This is a genomic window from Mangrovibacillus sp. Mu-81 (assembly GCF_036867415.1).
Lineage (GTDB): Bacteria > Bacillota > Bacilli > Bacillales > Bacillaceae_B > Rossellomorea.
This window is the reverse complement of sequence record NZ_JBAJHU010000003.1, coordinates 81,094-100,802: the sequence shown is the minus strand read 5'-3', so window position 1 is coordinate 100,802 and position 19,709 is coordinate 81,094. Positions and strand designations below refer to the sequence as shown.

19 protein-coding genes are annotated in these 19,709 nt (G+C 42.4%); 11 read left to right on the top strand and 8 right to left on the bottom strand.

The features are described from left to right. Positions 1–8 precede the first annotated feature (8 nt). The 3 genes from V6B33_RS07625 to V6B33_RS07615 form a co-directional block, all read right to left on the bottom strand. Positions 9–851: a sugar ABC transporter permease gene (locus V6B33_RS07625; protein ID WP_334217160.1), complete on the bottom strand. Its 843-nt coding sequence runs from the start codon at positions 849–851 to the stop codon at positions 9–11. A 1-nt stretch (position 852) separates the two neighbouring features. Next, positions 853–2,139: a carbohydrate ABC transporter permease gene (locus V6B33_RS07620; protein WP_334217159.1), complete on the bottom strand. Its 1,287-nt coding sequence runs from the start codon at positions 2,137–2,139 to the stop codon at positions 853–855. Positions 2,140–2,295: 156 nt separating this feature from the next. Then, positions 2,296–3,576: an extracellular solute-binding protein gene (locus V6B33_RS07615; RefSeq protein ID WP_334217158.1), complete on the bottom strand. Its 1,281-nt coding sequence runs from the start codon at positions 3,574–3,576 to the stop codon at positions 2,296–2,298. 294 nt (positions 3,577–3,870) lie between these two features. Between V6B33_RS07615 and V6B33_RS07610 the strand changes: the two genes are divergently transcribed. From V6B33_RS07610 to V6B33_RS07595, 4 genes are all read left to right on the top strand, one after another. Next, the gene (locus V6B33_RS07610) at positions 3,871–5,631 is read left to right on the top strand and encodes an alpha-glycosidase (RefSeq protein ID WP_334217157.1); all 1,761 of its coding nucleotides are present in this window, start codon (positions 3,871–3,873) and stop codon (positions 5,629–5,631) included. Positions 5,632–5,724: 93 nt separating this feature from the next. Next, entirely contained in the window at positions 5,725–7,068 is a 1,344-nt protein-coding gene (locus V6B33_RS07605; RefSeq protein WP_334217156.1) for an MATE family efflux transporter, read from the top strand. 254 nt (positions 7,069–7,322) lie between these two features. Further along, complete coding sequence (locus V6B33_RS07600) at positions 7,323–7,664, top strand: P-II family nitrogen regulator (protein WP_334217155.1); 342 nt, start codon at positions 7,323–7,325, stop codon at positions 7,662–7,664. Positions 7,665–7,718: 54 nt separating this feature from the next. Further along, on the top strand, positions 7,719–9,101 hold the full coding sequence (locus V6B33_RS07595) for an ammonium transporter (RefSeq protein ID WP_334217154.1): 1,383 nt from the start codon (positions 7,719–7,721) through the stop codon (positions 9,099–9,101). Between the two features lie 82 nt (positions 9,102–9,183). Here the strand turns inward: V6B33_RS07595 and asnB are convergent, their stop codons facing one another. Then, positions 9,184–11,037 carry an asparagine synthase (glutamine-hydrolyzing) gene (asnB, locus tag V6B33_RS07590; protein ID WP_334217701.1) on the bottom strand — a complete coding sequence of 618 codons (1,854 nt, stop codon included), beginning with the start codon at positions 11,035–11,037 and terminating at the stop codon, positions 9,184–9,186. Between the two features lie 148 nt (positions 11,038–11,185). Here asnB and V6B33_RS07585 point away from each other — a divergent pair, with 148 nt between their 5' ends. Beyond that, positions 11,186–11,749, top strand: a complete 564-nt coding sequence (locus V6B33_RS07585; protein WP_334217153.1) for a DUF2777 family protein — start codon at positions 11,186–11,188, stop codon at positions 11,747–11,749. A 163-nt stretch (positions 11,750–11,912) separates the two neighbouring features. On the opposite strand, the gene V6B33_RS07580 is transcribed toward V6B33_RS07585, so the two are convergent. From V6B33_RS07580 to V6B33_RS07565, 4 genes are all read right to left on the bottom strand, one after another. Continuing rightward, entirely contained in the window at positions 11,913–14,828 is a 2,916-nt protein-coding gene (locus V6B33_RS07580) for a bifunctional diguanylate cyclase/phosphodiesterase (RefSeq protein ID WP_334217152.1), read from the bottom strand. Positions 14,829–14,974: 146 nt separating this feature from the next. Then, positions 14,975–15,334, bottom strand: coding sequence for a YisL family protein (locus V6B33_RS07575; RefSeq protein ID WP_334217151.1), 360 nt, complete (start codon positions 15,332–15,334; stop codon positions 14,975–14,977). Positions 15,335–15,411: 77 nt separating this feature from the next. Further along, complete coding sequence (locus V6B33_RS07570; protein ID WP_334217150.1) at positions 15,412–16,305, bottom strand: fumarylacetoacetate hydrolase family protein; 894 nt, start codon at positions 16,303–16,305, stop codon at positions 15,412–15,414. A 40-nt stretch (positions 16,306–16,345) separates the two neighbouring features. Next, positions 16,346–17,524 (bottom strand): DUF418 domain-containing protein, encoded by a 1,179-nt coding sequence (locus V6B33_RS07565; protein WP_334217149.1) that lies wholly within the window; start codon positions 17,522–17,524, stop codon positions 16,346–16,348. 128 nt (positions 17,525–17,652) lie between these two features. Between V6B33_RS07565 and V6B33_RS07560 the strand changes: the two genes are divergently transcribed. From V6B33_RS07560 to V6B33_RS07535, 6 genes are read left to right on the top strand one after another with little or no spacing between them, the layout of a single operon-like run. After that, positions 17,653–17,874, top strand: coding sequence for a spore germination protein (locus V6B33_RS07560; protein ID WP_334217148.1), 222 nt, complete (start codon positions 17,653–17,655; stop codon positions 17,872–17,874). 11 nt (positions 17,875–17,885) lie between these two features. Next, positions 17,886–18,122 (top strand): spore germination protein GerPB, encoded by a 237-nt coding sequence (locus tag V6B33_RS07555; RefSeq protein ID WP_334217147.1) that lies wholly within the window; start codon positions 17,886–17,888, stop codon positions 18,120–18,122. Between the two features lie 27 nt (positions 18,123–18,149). After that, a complete protein-coding gene (gene gerPC, locus V6B33_RS07550; RefSeq protein ID WP_334217146.1) occupies positions 18,150–18,773 on the top strand; it encodes a spore germination protein GerPC in 624 nt (207 codons plus the stop codon). Further along, on the top strand, positions 18,754–18,933 hold the full coding sequence (locus tag V6B33_RS07545; protein ID WP_334217700.1) for a spore gernimation protein GerPD: 180 nt from the start codon (positions 18,754–18,756) through the stop codon (positions 18,931–18,933). The genes gerPC and V6B33_RS07545 overlap by 20 nt, the downstream gene beginning before the upstream one ends. A 7-nt stretch (positions 18,934–18,940) precedes the next feature. Continuing rightward, complete coding sequence (locus tag V6B33_RS07540) at positions 18,941–19,429, top strand: spore germination protein GerPE (RefSeq protein ID WP_334217145.1); 489 nt, start codon at positions 18,941–18,943, stop codon at positions 19,427–19,429. 60 nt (positions 19,430–19,489) lie between these two features. Next, positions 19,490–19,708, top strand: coding sequence for a spore germination protein (locus tag V6B33_RS07535; RefSeq protein WP_334217144.1), 219 nt, complete (start codon positions 19,490–19,492; stop codon positions 19,706–19,708). Position 19,709 lies beyond the last annotated feature (1 nt).

Genomic DNA, 19,709 nt, shown 5'->3' with positions numbered 1-19,709 from the left:
CTATAAGATTATCCTTTCGTACCCCCTGCCGTCAATCCTGAAACGAAGTATTTCTGAAAGAAAAGGAATAAAAATGCGATAGGAACTGCAATTAACACAGAGCCTGCGGCAAATGTAGTGAATTCAGCACCGAACTGCTTTGCTACCATATCATAAAGGGCAACTGGCAGTGTGTACATTTTTTCTGAACGCAATAAGATACTAGCTATGATGAAGTCAGCAAATGGTGCGATGAAAGAGAACAATGCCACCACAGCGATAATCGGCTTTGCAAGCGGCATGACAATTTGGAAGAAGATCCGCAGATGACCCGCTCCATCCATTTTTGCTGATTCATCAAGTTCTTTCGGTATTGTATCCAGATAGCCTTTCATCAGCCATGTGTTCATTGGAATCTGACCGCCTACATATACCAGGATCAACCCGATATGTGTATCAAGCAAGTCTGTTAATAATGCCAATACGAAAATAGCGATCAACGCTGCAAAATTTGGGATCATCTGCAGGATCAAGAAGGTCATTAATCCATTTTTTCTCCCGGTAAAACGGTACCGCGAGAAGGAATACGCTGTTAAGCTCACAAGAAGAACCGTCAATGCCATCGTTGATAAACTTACTTTTAGGGAATTCCAATACCAGATAAGATAGTTGCTTTGTCCAAGATCAAATAATTCCTTATAATGTGCAAGCGTCGCATTTTTAGGAATAATGGACGAACCTGATAAACTCTGTCCCGGATTAAAGGATGAACCGACGATCCAGGCAACAGGGTAAAGGATGATTGCAAACATAACGCCAATAGCCAGATAAGATAGGGTTAACCGTATAAGTTTCTGTCTTTTCATATTCATATTACATCATATCCTCTTCTTGGAATGATTTCGTGCGCTTGAACTGCCAAATCGCTACAGTGATGACGATGATGGACAGCAGTAATGTGATGGCAGCTGCTTTGGAATATTGAGCCGATGTCATCGTCAGGCTGTAAATCCATGAAATCAGGATGTCCGTTCCACCTGCATTCTGACCTGTCAAAGCAGGTCCGCCGCCATTGAATAAGTAGATGACATTAAAATTATTAAAGTTGAATGTATATTGGGTAATGATGATCGGTGCTGTCGCAAATAATACTAACGGGAGTGTAATATTCCTGAATTTCTGGAAAATGGATGCCCCGTCCACTGTCGCAGCCTCATACAATTCATCAGGTATGGATTGCAGGACTCCTGTTGTCATAGCAAAGATGAACGGGAACCCTAGCCAAGTCTGAATGAAGATCAGAGCAAGCCGAGTATACATGGGTTCAGTCATCCACGGTAAATCTCCTATTCCCAAGAATGAGAGTATGTCCCGATTTATGGTACCGAATGATTCATTGAACATTCCGGCAAACACAAGGATCGAGACGAATGCAGGAATCGCCCAAGGTAAAATGAATACTGTACGAATGACCGCCTTCCCTTTTAAGTCCTTTTGGTTTACAAGAATAGCAAGGAAGATACCAAGAGCAACCTGCAGAGTCGTCGCTCCAAATGTCCAAACGAGTGTCCATGCTAAAACAGTAATAAATGTTTCTCTCCAAATATCAATCTTGAAAATATCGACAAAGTTTTGAATCCCTACCCAATCCACAAGTTTTGCCGGCGGGGAATGATAAAGATCGTAATTGGTGAAAGCAAGTAAAATTACGAATATAATCGGAAATATCACTACGAAAACAAGAAGCAGGAACCCCGGTGACATGATCAGATAAGGAAATCCATTGTCTACCAGATTTCTGTACTGATCTCTGATTGAGCTAAGCTCTTCCCCCCTGTCCCTTCTCTCTCCATTTACATAAGCATCCCTTAAATTATATAGGTAAAAACCGATTCCGAATAATAAGACGATGATTGCAAGAATTCCATACACCATCAGGAATATAGAGTGATCTCCGTAGGATACATCCGTTCCCAGGGTAGTGATTCCCCACAGACCGTAACTGATCAAATCTCTGAATACGAGAATAAAAGCGGCTGTCATAATCAGGAAAAATCCGCCTTTGAGATACTGTTTATGATACAACTGACCTAATCCTGGGATAAGGGACAGGGCCAGCGCTGATTTTCTATGGTTTGTATGATAGGAATGTTGCTCCATCCTGTATTCCCCTTTCTATTTTCAACTTGATTTCTTACACTTCAAGAGCTTTAAGAGACAGAAACGTATTTCTTCCTCTTAAAGCCCTTGAATGGGTATTTAAAAGGATAGCAGCACCTCACCGCTAGGAGGAGGTACCGCTATAAAGATGCTAATTTAATTTGAATGATTTGCTTCAATACTTTGTTTAATTTGTTCCACAGCGGAATCCAGAGCTGCCTTAGGCTCTTGTTTCCCTGTCACAACTGTTTGAAGTGCATTAGCCATCGGCTCCCACACAGTTCCCATTTCAGGGATATTCGGCATTGGAACGGCATATTGAGATTGTTCGGCTACCGCTTTTGCCCCTGGATTATCAGCAATCGCCGGGTCTTCGATCAGCCCTTGGTTTGTCGGAACTTCTTGAGTTTGTTCGAAACGAAGCTTAGCATACTCATCTTGAGTGATGAACTCGATGAATTTTTGAGCCCATTCCTTATTTTCAGAGTATCCGGATACGTGCCATCCTTTAACGCCCATGAACGTTTTCATTGGCTCCCCGTTAGGAAGCTTAGGCATTGCAGAAATACCGATGTCGATTCCAGCATCTTTATACGATTGGAATGACCATGGCCCGTTCATAACGGAAGCGACTTTTCCTTCGTTAAATAATCCGTCCATTGCAGATCCGCCGTTTTCACCGACGATACCTTTAGGGAATAATCCTTCTGAATACCATTTCTGAATATACTCAGTACCTTCAACGGCACCTTCATTGTTCAATCCAAGATCTTTCGGATCCAATGCTCCGTCCTTTTCAGCAAATACGTATCCTCCGAACCCGCCGATTGGTGCGTGAGCAAAGTAATAGTTATCCCATAGAGCCAAGAAACCAAAGTTTCCATCTTTCGTGAAATCTTTAGAGAATGAATATACTTCATCCATTGTTTCAGGCGCTTCTTCCATTAAATCTTTATTATAGATAAATACTGGTGTTTCAGATGACTTCGGTAGACCATATAGTTTTCCATCGTAGCTTTGAGCAGTAATAGATGATTCAGTGAAACGCTTCTCTACATCATCTTCTACTTCTAATGGAGCGATATGCCCTGCGAGAGCAAGCTCACCGATTTGGTCATGCGGTAAAGTCAATACGTCAGGACCGGTTCCCGCAGGACCGTCTAAACGTAATTGTTCTCTCATTTTGCTGGCCATTTCTACTTCTTTCACTTCTAATTCAATACCAGTTTCCTCTGTGAACTTGGCGCCTACTTCATCCAGCCACCCGGATTTCTTTTCATCTTCCCAGATAACCAGTTTTTCAGGCTTGTTGGCATCGTCAGCTTCTTTCCCGCTGTCTTTATTACCTGAAGATTGTTCTTCACGGTTAGGACCACAAGCAGCCAACGCCCCTAGTACAAGCATAACGACCATTAACAGTGATAATGCTTTCTTCATCTTGACCCCTCCTAAGTATAGGTAAATAAATACTCTCACCAGAACTGTACAACCGTTTGCACACATAAACGTACAAAGGTGCAAAAGATACCGCTTACACTTATGTGTGAAAGCGATTGCACAATCTATCTCCTATTATACAAATTAAAACTCATTTAGCAATAGTTTTTTCAATATTTTTAAGTTTAATAGAAAAAATGAAAAATCACCTTCATATAGACGATATGTATTATTGACAACACAATAAGAGTAGACTACTCTTTATATAAAAATGTATAGAAGGAGGTTCCAGCCATGTTTCGTGAAGCGATCTACCATCGTCCGAAAGACAACTATGCATACGCTTGCACTACTGACGAACTCCATATTAGAATCAGAACAAAGAAACATGATATTAAAACCTCTTCCCTCGTCCACGGTGATCCCTATCAATGGGACAACGGAGAGTGGATTTACGATAAGGCAGAAATGACTTTAACAGGCACCGATGAATTGTTTGATTACTGGTTTGCTTCATTGACTCCTCCATACAAACGCCTCCGCTATGGATTCGTCCTGAATGATGGTGAAGAAGAGATTTTTTATGGAGAGAAAGGGTTTTCCGAAAACCCTTCATCAGACATTGGTGATTACTTTTGCTTTCCATTCTTGAATGCAGCCGATGTCTTCCAAGCTCCCCCATGGGTAAAGGACACCGTTTGGTATCAAATCTTCCCGGAACGGTTTGCGAACGGCAATCGAAATAACGATCCGAAAGGGACACTGGAATGGAACAGCACGGACCCTTCAAGAACAAATTACTTCGGCGGCGATCTTGATGGGGTCATCGAGAATATTCCCTATCTAAAAGAGTTAGGAATCTCGGGAATTTATTTCACTCCAATTTTCAGGGCTCACTCCAATCACAAATACGATACAATCGATTATTTTGAAATTGACCCTCAATTCGGCTCTAAAGAAACATTAAAGGAACTTGTTAGTAAATGTCATGAAAATGGAATAAGAGTCATGCTTGATGCCGTTTTCAATCATAGCGGTTATTATTTCTCTCATTTCCAGGATGTACTTGAAAATGGTGAGAATTCGCCTTATCGCGACTGGTTTCACATTAAAGATTTTCCGCTCGAAGCAGATCGTACACCCCCGAACTATGACACGTTCGCTTTTGAAGCATCCATGCCTAAATTAAACACAGAAAACAAAGCAGCACGGGAATATTTACTCGAAGTTGGCCGCTACTGGGTGAAGGAGTTTGATATTGACGGCTGGCGGCTTGATGTTGCAAACGAGGTTGATCACCAATTCTGGAGGGATTTTAGAAGAGAAGTGAAATCCATTAAACCAGACCTGTATATCCTTGGTGAAATCTGGCATGATTCGATGCCATGGCTCCGCGGGGACCAGTTTGATGCGGTTATGAATTATCCTTTTACGACAAATTTGATCAATCTGTTTGCAAAACAATCTATCCCGCCATCAACGTTTATAGAGAATTTAACCAGCGTCATTCATATGTATCCCAAAACCGTAAATGAAGTGAATTTCAATTTGGTTGGAAGTCACGACACACCTAGAATATTGACAGAGTGTGGGGAGGATATCCGCCGGCTGAAACAAATATACAGTTTCATGCTGTCATTCATCGGTACACCATGCATTTACTATGGAGATGAAATCGGAATGACCGGCGAACAGGACCCAGGCTGTCGTAAATGTTTCCCGTGGGAAAAGGAAAAACATAACGAAGAACTGTTCCGCCATGTTCAAAAACTCATTGGGCTGAGGAGTACCCATCCCTTACTCGCCAATGAAGGAAATCTTTCCTTCTTACCTGCAGAACTACACGATGAATGCATCGCCTTCACAAAGTCGAATGGAGAGGATACCATCTTGATCGTTCTGAACTGCAGGGATGAAGTAACCACCTATTCCCTGCCCTTTGAATTAAAAGGGAAGAAAATCGTGAATTTGTGGAATGAAGAAGAATTCGCTGCTGAAGCAGATACCATCGAAGTCGAACTTGAAGAATATGGGTTTGCCATCCTTCAACTTTAATTCCGGATTCCTTGCATTTTGCGGGACTAACTCAATGAACTGAGTTAGTCCCTTCTCACTTTATTAGAATTTTTCATAACAAGGAGTAACTTTATGAACAAATCACAGAAAAAAATGACCTTGTTTGCACTCACATGGCCAATTTTCATTGAAATCTCTCTTCATATGCTCATGGGAAATGCGGATACTTTAATGCTCAGCCAGTATTCAGATGAATCTGTTGCTGCAGTCGGGGTATCCAATCAAATACTGTCCCTCATCATCGTCATGTTCGGTTTTGTCGCCACCGGGACAGCGATTCTGGTCGCACAACATTTAGGTGCTGAAGAAGAGAATCTTGCCGGGGAGATTTCACTCGTTTCACTGGCCGTGAATCTTCTCTTCGGACTGTTTCTGAGTATCGCTTTGTTTCTCTTCACAAAACCGATACTCTCTTCCATGGATCTACCCCAGTCATTGATGAGTGAAGCTTCCTCCTATTTAAAAATTGTCGGAGGGTTCGCGTTTATTCAGGCCCTGATCATGACTGCTGGCTCAATCATGAGAAGTTACGGCTACACAAAAGATGCCATGTACATCACAATCGGGATGAATATCATTAACGTGATCGGTAATTACATGTTCATATTCGGGCCATTCGGCATTCCTGTTTTAGGAGTTGAAGGAGTGGCCATTTCTACTATCACTTCCCGCTTGCTCGGACTCATTGTGGGAATTATCGTTATCAAGAAGAGAATCCCTTCTGCTTTACCGTTTAACAGGTTGTTTAAGCTTTCTCTTTCGCATGTTAAGAACTTACTTCGAATCGGGATTCCGTCAGCCGGCGAACATTTATCCTATAATGGCTCGCAAATGGTGATCACGTACTTCATTGCAAGCATCGGCACCAACGCCCTTACAACGAAAGTGTATGCACAGAACTTAATGATGTTCATCTTTTTATTCAGTGTGGCAATCAGTCAGGGAACGCAAATATTGATCGGCCACCTGGTTGGTGCAAGAGAATATGAACATGCATACGAACGGTGTTTAAAAAGTTTAAAAATTGCCATCATCATTTCACTTGCCATGGCAGGAATCTTTTCAATCTTTGCAGAACCGTTATTACGATTATTCACAGATAATGAACAAATCATCGAACTTGGGAAAACGTTGATCTATTTAACCATCATTCTCGAACCCGGCAGAAGCTTCAACCTGGTCGTCATCAATTCACTGAGGGCAACAGGAGATGTCCGCTTCCCAGTTTATATGGGCATCCTTTCAATGTGGGGTGTCAGCGTCACATTGTCCTATGTACTCGGAATCTGGTTTGGCCTCGGCCTGATAGGAATCTGGATTTCCTTCATTGCAGATGAATGGTTGAGAGGTTTAATCATGTTGAAAAGGTGGCGTTCGAAAGTTTGGATGAAAAAAAGCTTTGTCGAATCCGGGTAAACCCTCGGAGATTCTTGAACTTATTCATCGTAACTTGTTAGGTATGTTTGGTAAGAGCTATTCTTTTGAATGGCTCTTTTTTTATTTTGCCACAGAAAACACAATTCTGATGTAAGGTTTTTTTACATTAAAACGCTTTCATGTAATTTTAGTACTTGATATTTTATTATTTTCTGAATATGATAAATAATATAACGATTTAATGTTAAAAAACCTAACATTAAATTCAATCAACTATATAGGGAGGCAATTACATGAAAAAGGTGGAAGCAATCATACGGGCAGAGGCTTTCATATCACTGCGGGAAGCATTAAGTCATCGGGGGTTCGGCGGATTAACTGTTTCGGAAGCCGCTGGATGCGGAAAGCAAAAAGGAAAACAAGGTATATTCCGCGGAAATAAATTTGAGATAAATCTCGTGCCGCGTGTAAAGGTGGAAATGGTAGTCGACGATGATCAAGTGGAAGGAATCATAGGTCTGATTGTCGATCAGTGCAGTACGGAAACCATCGGGGATGGAAAGATTTTTATTTACCCTGTAGAAGAGGTTGTGCGCATTCGTACAGGGGAACGAGGAAAGGAAGCTGTTCTCTAGTCTTCTTTTCACTAACATCATTTACACTTACATTAAATAATCGGAGGGATACCATTGATTAAAAAAGTAACTGTCTTGCTGTTGTTGTCTCTTGTTATTAGTACTTCTGCATTTGCTGCTGCTCCTACTGCTCAAAGTGTTCAAGCTTCCGTAGACTCGATGTGGGTCATGATTGCAGCCTTTTTAGTATTTTTCATGCATGCTGGATTTGCGATGGTTGAAACAGGTTTTACCCGGGCGAAAAACGCACTTAACATTTTGATGAAAAATTTCCTGACCGTTTCAATCGCAGCTGTCCTCTACTTCCTTCTGGGTTTCGGCTTGATGTTCGGCAGCACCGCCGGCGGTATCGTCGGTATTGACAGCTTTATTCTTTCAGGTCGTGAAGACATCGGATTCTTCCTCTTTCAGTCCGTATTTGCAGCTACATGCGCCACCATTATCTCCGGAGCTGTAGCCGAGCGCATGAAACTGAAGAGCTACATTTTACTGACGATTGTCATGACAGGTCTCATTTATCCTGTTGTTGGGCATTGGGTCTGGGGCGGAGGATGGATCTCAGAACTTGGTTTTGTTGATTTCGCGGGATCTACTGTCGTTCATCTCACTGGAGCTGTCGGAGCTCTCATTACAGTATTGTTCCTTGGATCACGGATTGGAAAATATTCCAAAGGAAAAGCAAATGCCATCCCCGGACACAATATCCCATTAGGGGCTCTCGGTGTTTTCATCCTTTGGTTTGGATGGTTCGGATTTAATGGAGGCAGCAGCCTGGCAGCTGACCCTCAACTTGTCCCTCATGTAATCACGACAACATTATTTTCAGCATCTGCTGCAATCCTATCCTCTGCACTTTATACCTTACTCAGATTCAAAAGAGTAGATCCTTCCCTGACTCTTAATGGAGCTTTGGGGGGACTGGTTGGTATCACTGCAGGATGTGCAAACGTATCGTTAACAGGCTCACTGATCATCGGTCTTATAGCGGGTGTCATTCTGGTCGAAGCTGTTACGATTCTTGATTCCAAATTCAAAATTGATGACCCTGTAGGAGCGATTGCCGTGCATGGCATTTGTGGAATTTGGGGAACCGCTGCTGTCGGGCTCTTTGATGTACAGAATGGATTATTATACGGAGGTGGCGCTTCCTTATTGGCTGCCCAAACCCTAGGTATAGCAGCTGTCATCCTGTGGACCACTGTCACAGTGGGTGGCTTTTTGTTTATCGTTACAAGATTCTCAAGCATACGCGTCTCCAGAGAAGAAGAATTGTCCGGACTTGATTTCACAGAACATGGTTCGAATGCTTATGAACTGAAAGATACCGTGCTGGAATCAAATGCTGCACCTTCCCCATTTGGAACTGACCTTGTGGAGCGCTTAAACTCCATCGGTAACGGTAACGTCAGCAATGTAGATCAGCGTAATACGATATAACATGATTGAAGAATGTGCCCCGTCCTCTTTTGCGGACGGGGCACATTCTTTTACTGAAACTTCGATTAAACAAAAAGAGCTACTAAATAATTTCTATTTTATAGTCCCTGAACCAAACATGAATCTGACAAAGATGGGCGAGCAGCTGCGGCCCTGTCATAAGCTGGCCGTACCACGGTACCTGAAATGCCGCTCCTCCAGTTTTCATGATTTCTTTCAGCTTTTGTTCGTTGAACAACTCATAGAGTATACTGGAACGGTCCTCCAAAATTTCATTCAGCCAATCACTTACTAGTTTCGTATAGACGGGATGATGTGTTTTTGGATATGGACTCTTCTTTCTATAAAGGACCTCATTCGGCAGGATCCCCTCCAACGCCTTTCTGAGAATGCCTTTTTCCCTGTTATCATGCATTTTCATTTCCCAAGGGATATTCCACACATATTCTACCAATCTGTGATCGGCGAACGGAACTCTGACTTCGAGGCTCGCCCCCATGCTCATCCGGTCTTTGCGGTCCAATAATGTCGTCATGAACCATATTAAATTTAAATAAAATAACTGCCTTCTTTTCTTTTCAATTTCATTTTCCCCGTCTAATAACGGCGTTTCAGCTACCGATTTATCATATTGAGATAAGACATATTCCTGAAGATTCAACTTTTTATTCCATTCATCCTTTAACAGTCCCTGTCTTTCAGCCACCGAACGCATCCAAGGGAATCCCCTTCGGTTGAAGTCATCCTCACGATGGAACCATGGATAGCCGCCGAATATTTCATCCGCGCACTCCCCTGAAAGCCCTACGGTGAAATCATGTTTGATTTCTTTGCAGAACCATAGGAGGGATGAATCGACGTCTGCCATCCCGGGCAGGTCCCTTACATGAACGGCTTCGATTAAATAATCTTTCAGTACTTGCTGGCTGATGACGCTGCGGTGATGGACCGTACTGAATTCCTTGGACATTTTTTCAATCCACGGGGCATCTGAGTTGGGCTGGAAATCACTTTTCTTAAAATACTGGTCATTTTCTTCATAATCAATCGAATAGGTATGAAGATTCCCTTTTCCTTCGTCGCGGTAAGTATTGGCTGCGATTGCAGTGATGGCACTGGAGTCCAGCCCTCCAGATAGGAATGAACAAAGAGGAACGTCAGATACAAGCTGACGTTTGATGGCATCGGTCAACAGGTATCTAACATTTGAGACAGTATCTTCAAACGAGTCTGTATGTTCCTTGCTCTTTACATTCCAGTATCTCCACATTTTCAATCCGTCTTTAGAGAAAATCAATGCATGGGCGGGGCGGAGTTCCCCGACACCCTTGAAAACCCCTTCACCCGGAGTGCGGGAAGGTCCAAGTCCAAGGACTTCCGACAAGCCCTGATGAGTCACTTGCGGCTTACAATCCGGATGCGCCAGAAGGGCTTTGATTTCCGAACCGAACAAGATCCCCCCGTCTTTCTCAAAATAAAATAAAGGCTTAACGCCCATCCGGTCCCTTCCGATGAAGACATGCTCCTTTTCACTGTCCCAAACGGCAAAAGCGAAGATGCCGTTTAAATGATTCACACATTCTTCCCGCCACTCAATATAGGATGTCAATAGAACTTCCGTATCGGAATGCCCTTTGAAGGAGTATCCCTTTCCCTTTAGCACTGCACGCAAATCATCAGTATTATATAACTCTCCATTGTAACAAATCGTATATGAATTCCCCTGATGCGTTATGCTCATCGGCTGCCGTCCGCCTTCAGGATCCACTACGATGAGACGTTTATGACCAAATGCTGCATGATGATTAACCCACGTATTTGTTTCATCCGGACCCCTCTTTGTCAGTGTCTCTGCCATTTTCCCGACTAATTTTTCCTGGTTTGAAAGATTTCGTTTATAATGTATCCAACCTGTAATTCCGCACATTGTGATCATCCTCACTTTCTGGTCAAACAAACTGGGCTCTCTGACACATAGATTATCTTATGCAATTCAAGATAAATGGTTAATTGCCTCACTCCATTTTCACATGAATGAAATATGATAATTATGATAAGAAATGTAGTTAAGGAGGGATATTCATTTGAGTAATATATACCGTTCAAACATCCTAAAATCCCAAAAAAGAGCTTTTTCAGAAGGAACTGTCCTTTTTGATGAAGACTTATGGCTATTTTTTGAAATAGATGCAGATGAAGAGTCAGAACTGGAGTTTTACATCAATCATGAAATCAGGTTATTCAGGGAGGATACATGGGTGACCGGCGTCCTTTTGGAAAATGGGGTTGTTGCGACTCCTTACGAGCGTATCAGAATGGAGGATGGAGACAGGATTCAAATAAAGAAGAACATTCTCTATTCACTGGAAAATCTGATCGAGGACATTTCTGATGATGCTTTCCATCAATTCATATCTACTCTGAACAACTTAAATTATTCTTTATATGATTGTATATTCTGTCACAATCATCTTGTTTTCTTAGGCAGCCAGAAAATGAAACAGGGTGTGAATTTCATCACTTTCGATAATGGTGATGAGGTATGCGCAGTTCAGCATCACTTTACTTACTACAAAAAGAAGCGGGACCGCTTTGAATTTACACTCAGCACGGGAAAACGAATTGTTATAGAGAATTTCAATCCATGACCTGGGAATGACAGGGAGGAGGGCGGATTACTTCTCATGATCCGCCTTTTTTCGTCTATTGGAAGGCAAAGCCATTAAATCATTATTCAAGAATTTCAGAACGCAAAAAAATTCGTGCAACTTCGACTGCACGAATTTTTTATATTTCCCGCAACAAAGCCAATTAGTGTTCCTGCAGTGCCGCTGTGTTATGTTTCAGTATGAATTCATCCATTTTGCCGGCTTCCATCGGTTTCTCTATGTAGAAACCCTGTGCATAATCGCAGCCTAATTGCTTGATCAATTTAAGTTGCTGTAATGTTTCCACACCCTCAGCTATCACTTTCATATTCAACCCCCGCCCCATCATGGAAACAGATTGAACGATGGCGACATCGGGAGAATGATCATTCATATTACGGACAAAGGACCTGTCAATTTTCAAGATATCAAGAGGTAAATGTTTCAGATAACTCAACGATGAATATCCTGTTCCAAAATCGTCAATAGCAAGTCTGACTCCAAGAACCGACAGTTCCTCCATGACCTGAACCGAATAAGAGGCATCATGAAGCATGATGGTTTCAGTCAGCTCCAGACAGAGATATTCCGGCGGCAACCCTGATATGCCGAGGGCTTCCTTTACATCACTCAGAAATGCCGGGTGCTGGAATTGGCAGGCTGATACATTTACAGATACATAGAAATCCCCCATCTTATTATCCAGCCATGTTTTCAGCTGACGGCATGCCCTGATCAATACCCATTTCCCGACTTCCTGGATCAATCCGGTCTCTTCCGCCAACGGGATGAACTCTGCAGGCGATATCGTCCCTCTTTCTTCATGATTCCATCTTAATAGCGCTTCACACCCTATCAGGGACTCATTCGGTACCGCAATGATCGGCTGATAGGCGACATATAATTCATTTCTTTCGATTGCTTTACGTAATTGAGCTTCCATTTCCACTTTACGGAGGGTTTCTTCATTCATATCTTTTGAGAAGTAGACTGTTTTATTACCGCCTCCAGATTTCGCGTAGTTTAACGCGGCATCCGCATTACGCAGGACTTCCGAAGTTTTCACTCCATCCCTTGGAAATATACCGGCCCCGATACTCCCCGTCATATAGAATTCTTTGCCCTTATAGTTAAAAGGGTCTCTAATCGTCTTCAATAAAGCTTCTGTTACTGCAGAAATGCTTTCCTCATTCACCTTCTTAGATAATAGGACGGTGAATTTGTCCCCGCTGAACCTGCCGAGATAGGCTCCCTTCGGAAGTGTGTCCGAGAGTCGCTGGGCGAGTTCTTTTATGATGAGATCACCTGCTCTGTGGCCCAATGTGTCATTGATGATTTTAAAGCGATCGATATCCATGAAAAGAACGGCAAGCTCCCGTTTTTTCTTTTTTGCCCGCCGGATATGTTCATCCATGATCTCCCTGAACTTCTGTTTGTTCGGTAAATCAGTATCTCCATCATAGTAAGCAAGTTGAGTGATTTTCTTTTCCGACTGCCTTTGCTGGGTGACGTCTTTGCCTATACCGAATATACCGACACATTGGCCGTTAACCGTGATCGGGATATTTTTTATTTGAAAATAGTTGATTTTACCATTCTTTGTTGCAATTGGAAGGTCATAATACTGTTCCCTTCCATCCATCGCCCGGTAGAAATGCCTCCGAACTCTATGCCGATCCTGCGGCATGATATAGTTTAATGCGTTTTTTCCGATAAGTTCCTTTTCACTGTAACCGAATGTTCTTATGAAAGAAGGATTAAGCGAGGTAAAACGGCCGTTCAAGTCAGTGCTGTAAACGAAATCAGTATTATTCTCAAAAAGAGAGCGGTAATATTCTTCCGATACCTCTATGTTCTGAGTGAGTTCTTTGATGTCGGTGGAAGCCGTGTTGATCAGGTTGGTCAATGACATCATGGCATTGGCTTCCGGTGACAATTGAAAATCTGTCATGAAATCATCCAGAGGCTCCCCTGCTTCTTCTGAGATTCCCATATATGTCAAAGTATGCGCAAGTAGCTTAGGTCTCTTTTTTGTATCATAGCCAAACTCCCCATATGAGAAAAAACCATTGACTGAGGCAATCGAATTCAATTTGGAAAGTTCTTGATTGGTAAAATCCCTAATATACCTCTTCCTTGCCATACAATTGTATACAAAGTGTGATTCTACAGGACGCCGTTTAAGTTTCTTCAATTGTTTCGTAGTAGAATTCAGTAAATCCTGCACATTTACAAAACCGAAACTTACCCTGTCCCCAACATTTAATTCACGGTTAACTTCAATCGCACCGTGCGCTAAAAGATTAATGACATAGACCGCTGATTTCTCGCTTCCCTGTTGAAACAAGAAAGGAAATTCAATCGAGGAGTCGGGAAGTTCTTCGACGAACGCTACCCCTAAGTATCTTTCTAGAAGCTGAAGCGGCTTCTTATGATTGATTTCATAGATGATATTGCCGGATGCCTTCGTGATTTCAAACGAGGGACCGACTTCCTGCCAATGTTCAAGGGCATAAGTGTGAACATGTAAATTCGAATTATTCAGCGAAACGGCTGCAAAACCATTAGCTGAAATTCGATCATTCGTGAAAACATATGAGGGCAATACTGCGGGATCATCCGCACATACTCCGCCGACAATTTTATACTCATCATTGCGGGGAGCCATCTCCTCAAGTAGTCCTGCTATGTCCAGCTTAAGATGGCTGGCAAAAAGAATCAGCGCTTTCGTATCAAAACGGATCAGTTCATTATATAATTCCTTTCTTTGATTGCAGCTTAGATCTGTTTCATCGATAAGGAAAGCGTTAATTTCCGTTCTGTCAAAGGCTGTAAAAGAAAGGACAATTTCGGAAACAGACCGGCCTTCGTATATTTGACTATTGGAGTTGCAGCCGATAAGTGCCGCCTGGGGTAAATGTTCATTTAACTCTCTTTGAAGCGAAGTTATGAAGTGAATGGAAGAATGACCTGCGAAGGCTTGAATGAGGAGAGAAGGAAATAAAGTTAATTCATTCTCCTGTATAAATTGCTTTAATGAAGATTCGTCTTTGTATATGTATTGAAATGTTTTAATCAAATTTCACACCTACTCTTAAAGACATGTTACTACAAAAATACCACAATTCGACAGAATTGGATATGTATTTTTTCATAAAATCAACATCCCTTATCGCCCTCAAACAAAAAGAGCCTGCAAAAAGCAGACCCTGCATCCTAATCCTATTAAAATCCAAGAGGTAATTTAAATCCTAAGATGATGACGATGATCAACGAAATGATCAATTGAATCCAGAAAACCTTCGTGCTCTTTCCTTTATTCATCCGGACGAGTACCATTTCAAGCATCCCGATGACCCAGATTCCGACCAGTGCTTTCACACCATATAGAGCCGGATCGATGCCTTGATGCTTCCAGAACAAGAGTGCGCCTGTCAGTATGATGAGTAAGTAGAACAAACGAAGGATCATGTGTACCACTTTCATGCCTTTCGCTTTGCCGGCATTATGTAATCCCACGGCTACAAAGAAAAGAATAATCGCAATGGCCCAGGTTGTGATATGGGCATGTGTATTATCAAACATAGTGAACCTCCCACAGCTAGAATGTTTATGCTCATAATATATTACCATAACCTAATCAGTAACAGAAATATAACCCATCACTGTAACTGATTTGTCAAAATTCCAATGCCTTCGACTTCGATTTCAACCAAGTCACCGGCTTTTAAGAAGCGAGGCGGATTAAAGCCTTTTCCGACTCCTGCCGGGGTGCCCGTCGCAATGATATCACCCGTTTCCAGCGTCATCCCTTTAGATAGGATCGAGATGATGTCCGGAATCTTGAAAATCATCAGATCCGTGCTCGAGGACTGGCGGACTTCCCCGTTGACACTGGTTTTGATCGTAAGACGGTCGGGGGCATCAATTTCATCTTTTGTGACGATATAAGGGCCGACCGGGCACGTGGAATCCAGGCTTTTCCCGATAAAGAATTGACCATGTTTTTTCTGCAGGTCCCGGGCTGTAAGATCGTTTACGATCGTGTAGCCAAAAACATGATTCATCGCTTCATCAGGCGAGATTCCTTTGCCTTTCTTGCCGATCACAACCGCAAGCTCCCCTTCGTAATCCAGCTCACTTGTTGCATCATCATGGACAGGAACCTTCTGTTCGTGTCCGGTAACCGTGGTTGTCGCTTTGGTGAAGATCATGATATGTTCAGGTATGTCTTTTTCACTACCCATCTCAATGGCATGATCACGGTAGTTCTTCCCTACGCACATAATATTCCTTTTTACAACAGGTATAGGCGGCAGCCAATTTATCTCTCCCAACGGGTACATATGGCCGGCAATAGCTTTCTTGTCCCGGGCGAACCTTAGAAGCTCTTCCGCTTTCACGGGAAACTCCTCCCCGCTATCAATTGCTTCCTGCACACTATGAGGAAGCGATTCACCATAACTCTTTGATAAGCTTATTAAATCAATAACGTATTCTCCATCAACAACTCCATATGCTGCCTTTCCATTCACTACAAAACTCGCCAGTTTCATCCACTATTCATCCCCTTTGCTTTACTTATGTAATAGTACTTTACAAAACTCTCTTTTTACGTTTCCCATAACTTAGAAGTCGCCACAGCTTCTCCACAGGACCATGCTGGAACTTCGACAGCCAGATTTCAGAAAGGATTACCTGTATAGCGAAAATGCCAACCGCTAAGTAAGTCCCCGTGGTCAGAGTCACTTGCCCATAAAGCCCAAATCCGTAGGAATAAAAAATCAATGTACCGATAATGGATTGAAGCAGATAATTGGTCAATGACATTCTGCCTGCTGAAGCAAGCGGCTTGCTCCATTTTTTCATTTTTTTATTCTCTACTAATAAAGCCAGGATTACTGCATAAGATACTGATAAGAAAGGACCTCCCAGATAATCCTGTATGTAAGAATAAGCTGCATTGGTCTCTATCATAATAGGAAGCATCTTGATTGCAATACTTGTAATCAGTAACCCCGTCCCCAAGAGAAGCCATCTTCTTTTGTAGGAAGCTGCATTTTCAAGAAGTTTAAGCTTACCTGCCCCGGCACCGATCATCATGACCGGCAGGATGGACAGAATCAGGAATAATATATTGCCTGGTGAATTGACTGCATACCAATCGCTGAATCGCTGCACCATGATCTCTGAGAAACTCCCTGATGCGTAAGCGGCGACAGAGTCCTGCAATGCCCCGATATTCGTATAATTTGCTACACCGGCAGGATCGGAAAATGACATTAATACTAATAATATACTAAAAAACAATTGCGGCAGAAGAAGCAGCAGGCTCCCCAGCAGCAGTAAGCTTTTCCCACTCAATCTCATAAATAACAGCAGCAGAAGCCCGAAAACAGCATAATTGATCAATATGTCCCCTGACCAAATCAAGAAAGCATGTATACAGCCGATGACAAGCAATATCAGCAGCCTTCTGATTCCAAATGTATAAAAAGGCAGTCCTTTCTCCTCAGCCCGGTCCTGCTGAATAGCAAGGCCATATCCGAACATCATGGCAAACAAGGGATAGAAACTTGCTTGTACCAGCACATCTATCCACGGAAAAAGCGCAGTATCACTTGGAACTTTCCACCATGAATAAGGATCCATATATAGAAATGGCGAATGAAAAGATATCATGTTGATGATAAAGATTCCCAGCAATGAAAATCCTCTGATCACATCGAGACTTGCGATGCGTTCTGATTCTTTAATTGGCGATAATGTATTCATTCATTTTTCCTCCAGCATTTATTACTCTTTCATTGTACATGACAACTGCGATTTAGGCGATTATCACTTAATTTATCTTCTCACATAGAATAACAATAATTAACTTAGTCTTAAAGGTGTGAGTTGTTATGCCCGCAATCGTAGGAATAGCTCAGGTCGTCAGTGTCGGTTCGAGCGGCGTCTTCCATATCGGGGATGTCTTTACAATCAGTCCGATTTCAACTGCAAAAACCTTTGCCGGTGCAGGATCTTTCATAACAGGTAAAGGGATTTCCGTCTATAATGAAAGTTCCCTGACATATACTGTGGACGATGATGTCATGGATCAAGGTATAAACTTTAATTTATGAGAGTGATGCCCATGAACTATTACCTTCAGCAAACCATCCAGATCAGGTATATCAAAATCGGTGGAATGACGAATTCCTCCGTTTTTCAAATAGGAACTTGCGGACAAATCAATACGAACAGCTACCTTTACAATACCGGCGGGTTTACTGGTCCCGCACCCGAAGCAAAGAAGAACGGAAGCGATGAGACGCCCGAAGGACCTTCAGCGACTCCTCTGGTTCCATTACAAACTCCCGGAACGTCATGACCCGCGGCGAAAGAAAGAGGTGTATACATGAACCAATATTATTTAACACCACAACAGCTCTATCAATATATCGAAAACCTGAATACGAAAATTGTCGCGCTGGAAAAAAAGGTCACTAAACTTTCAGAAGAACTGCACGCCGTTAGGGACTCACCAAAAATCAATGTTGAAAAAATTGAATATAAGTTTGATCAGTTAAAGGTCGAGTCCCTGGACGGAACCTTGAATATCGGCTTGAATCCGGGCGGACTTAAAGAAGAAATCGAGGACTTCGTGGTGGATGCAAACGGTAAGAAGAAAGGTATCAAAGATTTGACACCTTATCGCGAAAGGATTACAGAAGAAGTTACTGCTTACATCCAGCAGGATCTGTCTGGATTGATTTCGGATAATGAGGCACAGCTTCAGCGTTCGATTGACTCTTCTTATCATGAAATGATACAGCAGGATCTTTTAAAGCAGATGCCTCAGCGAATTGATTTCTACATGGAGAATATCCCATTTATTGAAGGAAAACACTCGGATGATGAGTGGAGGGGGAAAATCATCTCCAAAATAAAACAAGATATCCAAACCGCACTCTTTTCTTTCATGTCACAAATGCCTGAAAATATGGAAGGGATGAAAAATGATGAATCTACAAGTGATTAATCGAGAATTATCTGTCGGCAGCATTGACATTGAAGGGGTGGCAAGCGCATCCCTTGTGCTTATCGGGGACGCTGACGTCATACAACTGGCATCGGCTTTTGATACCCCTCCTGAATCCCTGTTGATTGGTCCGTTCGTCCCGCTCTCTCCGGAGGGATGATTCAATCATGTTAAAAAGATGTTCCATCGTGAATGAGCTATCAGGAATCACACTTTCTTTCTCTTCCGTCTACCAGCTTGGCGACTCACAAACCATTCTCTCCACAACTAAAGCATATGCCGTTCAGAGGGAAAAGGAATTTTTTCTCAGCAGCGAGGGGACCTTCGATTCCGATGTATTCAATAAAACGGTCGAACTCCCACCGATTAAAAGAAATGTAATCGTCAACAGGATGAACCTTTCTCCCATTAGAGTCAATTGTATGAAAGTACAGGCAACTGCATTCTCCTCCATCATCCATATAGGCAACACCTGCAATGTATATATGGATTCTCGTGTAAAGAATATCCGTCAGCTAGAAGGCGATGCAGAATACAGCGAGGAAGAACTTGAAGAAATTCAAGAAACTGAAATTCCTGGACTGGAAGCCGAAGACGAGGAGCCAATTGAGTTCGTTGAATTCAGGGATGGGGAAAATCAAAACACAATTGAATGAACGCTCGCATTATTATCACATAGGTTAGAAGTATAGACTACAAAAAGAAGGATGTTTTATATGCCTGCGATTATAGGTCCAGTTTCCATATTAAGTGTAGGCGGCGGGAATGTTCAGTTTGGGGATACTGCAGTCATCTCACCAAAGTCCGCCTCGAAAACATTTGGCGGCTCTGGCGGTTTCAATACCGGTCCATTCCAATTGAGTTATAATGTTTTCAGCATAACCAACACATTTGATTGCAATGTTGTTGATCAGCCGATAACAGGAAATAATTAAG